Below are 3,913 nucleotides of genomic sequence, written 5' to 3' on the forward strand. Positions count from 1 at the left end.
ACAAAATCGATCAGAGGCGTCAACACGCGCATAAACCAGCGCTGACTGATAGAACTGTACACCGCAAAGACCGGTCGGACGGGCAGGAATAAGGCGAGCAGGATCCCATCGAGGAAAGAGACGTGATTCGGGGTGATCAAGACTTTCTGTTGTTGCAAGGGCTGCGTGTCACCGGTCAATCTGACCCGATACAACCCTTTGAACAACAGCCTGAAAAATGCCAACAGCATAACAACTCCATTTGACCGGTGATTAAGTCATTGCAGGTTACACGAGAAGGCATTTGAAAGCAGTGCGGGGAGGAATGTTTGGCATAAAAAAAACCTGCGCATCTGCGCAGGCCGGTGCAAGATAATCAGTACGAAATGCGTACTTAAAAACTCACCTATCAATACCTCTGGGACCCTGATTGTCAGGTTTTCCCCCCTGCCGTACCAGCGATAAAACGCAAGGGAATAAACCTAAGTGCAACCAGTTGTTGCCATTTTCGCTATCTGTAACAGCGGCGAGCGGCCGACAGAAAGAAGGTTATTTGATACGGGAGACCGAGGGCGTTTCACGCACGCAGACGCGACATGTTCAGGCAGAGGGGAAAAAAAAACCTGCGCATCTGCGCAGGCTGGTGTAATTAGAGTGGCCAACGTAACGTTAGCTCCACCTATCAATACCTCTGGGAGAGCCAGAATATCAATGCAATGAATGGATAAACCAGCGAACATTCGCAACAGCCAATCGCAAAGTGTAAGCAAAGGTGTGAATATCCCCACCGCCGTTTCATTCGTCTTTGCTCCTGTGGTTATCGCTGTGTAACTTTTTCACCATGAAGGTCAATCTGCATCACATTTGTGTAAAGCCAGACGCCCCCAGCCTTGAATCTGACAGACTTTCCCGTAACATAACCGGTATGTAAACGCTTACCCTATAAAAGGTCTGGTATGGCGACAATTAAGGATGTAGCCCGACTCGCAGGAGTCTCCGTCGCTACCGTATCCCGCGTAATCAATAACTCCCCCAAAGCCAGTGAAACCTCGCGCCAGTCGGTGACTGCGGCGATGGAAACACTCAATTATCATCCCAATGCGAACGCACGCGCGCTGGCGCAGCAGTCAACGGAGACCGTTGGGCTGGTGGTGGGGGACGTGTCCGATCCTTTCTTCGGCGCCATGGTCAAAGCCGTTGAACAAGTGGCCTACAACACCGGTAACTTTTTGCTGATCGGCAACGGGTATCACAGCATAAAAAAAGAACGTCAGGCGATTGAGCAGCTTATCCGTCATCGCTGCGCAGCGCTGGTGGTGCACGCGAAAATGCTCCCTGACGATGAGCTCGCCGGGTTGATGAAACAGATCCCCGGCATGGTGCTGATCAACCGAATTCTGGTGGGTTTTGAACAGCGTTGCGTCGCTCTGGATGACCGCTATGGCGCCTGGCTGGCGACCCGTCATTTGATCCAGCAGGGACATACCCGTATCGGCTACCTCTGCTCCAACCATGCGATTTCGGATGCTGAAGATCGCCTGCAAGGCTATTACGCGGCGTTAACCGAGAGCGGCCTGTCCTGCAACGATCGTCTGGTGACGTTTGCTGAACCTGATGAAAGCGGCGGCGAACAGGCCATCACCGAACTGCTGGGGCGCGGCAGGAATTTTACCGCTGTCGCCTGCTATAACGACTCGATGGCCGCCGGCGCGATGGGGGTCCTGAATGATAATGGTATCGACGTCCCGCGCGAGATTTCGCTGATTGGCTTCGACGATGTGCTGATCTCTCGCTATGTTCGCCCCCGCCTGACGACGGTGCGTTACCCCATCGTCACGATGGCAACCCAGGCCGCCGAACTGGCGCTGGCGCTGGCGGATCAGCGTCCGGCGCCTGAAATCACCCATTTATTCAGCCCGACGCTGGTTCGCCGTCACTCGGTGATGGCGCCATCGGAAAGCGATAAGTCGTAACGATACAGGCTGACGGGGGTGGCCGGGTAATCCAGCCCTTCACCAATATACTGCCAGCCAAAACGCTCATAAAAATCACGGCAGGCGGAGTAGAGATACAGCTGCGGGTGCCCAAGTCGACGGGCATAGTCGATCGTATGCTGTTGCAGCTTCCCCGCGATGCCCCGTCCGCGCGCATCCGGGGCAACATACAGTGCCGCCATCCACGGGAACAGATCCTGACGACTGATTAAATCGCAGCGCCACAGCCCCACCGTCCCTAAAAGCGTCTCGCCCTCGACGGCGATAAAGGTGAGCGGCAGCGCCTCCGGCGTCTGGCTGTGGGCAACGAGAGTGGCAAAAAAAGGCAGCGGCAGCGTTTCGCCGCCAAAGGCCTGCCAGAGCCACATCGCCACCTGTTCGGCGTGCTGCGGCGCGGCGTATAAGGGCTGAATATGCATGACCGATCCCCTGCTGAAAAATACTCTGGCTGCCAGTATACCGCGCCCGCAGCGGCCGGTGGCGAGGACGTTAACGCGTAGAAGCGCCATTTCGCGGATATTTCCTGCAAAAAGCGTGATCGCAATAGTTCTTTGCGGCCGGTTGGGCGCATATCCCCCTGAATGTCTGTGATAAACTGGGGCTTATCACGTGAAATCAGGAATCGATGAATGGCTACAATGCTGGATGTCTCAATTCGCGCAGGCGTCTCTAAAGCGACGGTTTCCCGCGTGTTGAACGGCACAGGTCAGGTAAAAGAGAGCACCCGCCAACAGGTATTTAAAGCGATGGAAGAGCTGGGATACCGGCCGAACTTTCTCGCCCGTTCGTTGGCGAACCGCACCAGCAACAGTATCGGACTGGTAGTTTCTACCTTCGATGGTTTCTATTTTGGCCGCCTGTTACAACAAGCTTCGCGCCAGACAGAAGCGTGGGGAAAACAGCTGATCGTCACTGACGGCCACGATGCCCCGGAACGCGAAGAAGAAGCGGTGCAGATGCTCGCCGATCGTCAGTGCGACGCAATCATCCTCTATACCCGCCACATGAGCGAAAAGAAGATCATGTCGCTGATCGAATCCATCGATACGCCGCTGGTGGTGATTAACCGCGACGTCAGCCTGGCGCGGGAGCGCTGCGTGTTCTTCGAGCAGGAAGATGCGGCCTTTCAGGCGGTCAATTATCTGATTACGCAAGGGCACCGGGATATCGCCTGCATCACCGTGCCGATGCATACGCCTACGGGGAAGGCCCGCCTGCAGGGATACCGCAAGGCCCTGAAAAAACACGGTATCGCGTGGGATCCGGCGAAAGTTAAATACGGCGATTCGACGATGACCCGCGGTTATGAACTCTGCCGCGAGCTGCTTGACGAGAAAACAACGTTCAGCGCGCTGTTTTCGTGTAACGATGATATGGCGCTGGGCGCCTCAAAAGCGCTACATCAGGCGGGGCTGCGGATCCCGCAGGACGTTTCGCTGTTCGGCTTCGACGATGCCCCGAGCGCAAAATGGCTGGAACCGGGTCTGTCGACGGTCTATCTGCCGATCGATAATATGATCACCACCGCGATCGATCAGGCGATCAAGCTCGCCAACGACAAGCCGATCGAAACGATCCCACCGTTTACCGGCACCCTGGTATTGCGGGAGTCGGTAACGACGGGACCACACTTTTAGAACTGCTCTAAGGCCAGCAGCTCCTGAATCGTCTGCCGACGACGGATCAGCCGTGCGCTACCGTTGTCGAACAGCACTTCCGGCAGCAGCGGACGGCTGTTGTAGTTTGAGGACATTGACGCACCGTAAGCCCCTGTATCATGCAGTACCAGATAATCTCCCGGTACGACTTCAGGCAGCAAACGCGTCTCTACCTTGCCCCCTTCCTGCTGAGTAAAGACGTCGCCCGATTCGCACAGCGGCCCGGCCACGACGGTGTCGATAAGCGGCGCGGCGCTCAGGTTGCGACCATCCGCCGCCAGG

4 protein-coding genes and 1 pseudogene are annotated in these 3,913 nt (G+C 56.0%); 2 read left to right on the forward strand and 3 right to left on the reverse strand.

Annotated elements, in window-relative coordinates:
- The coding region (locus tag ACZAHD_RS22230; protein WP_462458663.1) for a 1-acyl-sn-glycerol-3-phosphate acyltransferase at positions 1–230 on the reverse strand (230 nt) is incomplete at its 3' end.
- A 705-nt stretch (positions 231–935) separates the two neighbouring features.
- Here ACZAHD_RS22230 and galR point away from each other — a divergent pair.
- A complete protein-coding gene (galR, locus tag ACZAHD_RS22235) occupies positions 936–1,952 on the forward strand; it encodes an HTH-type transcriptional regulator GalR (protein WP_462458664.1) in 1,017 nt (338 codons plus the stop codon).
- Here galR and ACZAHD_RS22240 read toward each other — a convergent pair.
- Positions 1,913–2,392 (reverse strand): GNAT family N-acetyltransferase, encoded by a 480-nt coding sequence (locus ACZAHD_RS22240; protein ID WP_462458665.1) that lies wholly within the window; start codon positions 2,390–2,392, stop codon positions 1,913–1,915. The genes galR and ACZAHD_RS22240 overlap by 40 nt on opposite strands.
- A 219-nt stretch (positions 2,393–2,611) precedes the next feature.
- Here ACZAHD_RS22240 and ACZAHD_RS22245 point away from each other — a divergent pair, with 219 nt between their 5' ends.
- On the forward strand, positions 2,612–3,610 hold the full coding sequence (locus ACZAHD_RS22245; RefSeq protein WP_462458666.1) for a LacI family DNA-binding transcriptional regulator: 999 nt from the start codon (positions 2,612–2,614) through the stop codon (positions 3,608–3,610).
- Here the strand turns inward: ACZAHD_RS22245 and ACZAHD_RS22250 are convergent.
- Positions 3,607–3,913: pseudogene (locus ACZAHD_RS22250) on the reverse strand (diaminopimelate decarboxylase); the annotation flags it as partial. The gene ACZAHD_RS22245 and the pseudogene ACZAHD_RS22250 sit on opposite strands and share 4 nt — an antisense overlap.

The organism is Raoultella sp., from assembly GCF_039594335.1.
Classification (GTDB): domain Bacteria; phylum Pseudomonadota; class Gammaproteobacteria; order Enterobacterales; family Enterobacteriaceae; genus Klebsiella.

What these genes read in the sequence shown, in the direction of transcription:
- galR (WP_462458664.1), top strand. Translation starts at nt 936, where the DNA reads ATGGCGACAATTAAGGATGTAGCCCGACTCGCAGGAGTCTCCGTCGCT.
- ACZAHD_RS22240 (WP_462458665.1), bottom strand. Translation starts at nt 2,392, where the DNA reads ATGCATATTCAGCCCTTATACGCCGCGCCGCAGCACGCCGAACAGGTG.
- ACZAHD_RS22245 (WP_462458666.1), top strand. Translation starts at nt 2,612, where the DNA reads ATGCTGGATGTCTCAATTCGCGCAGGCGTCTCTAAAGCGACGGTTTCC.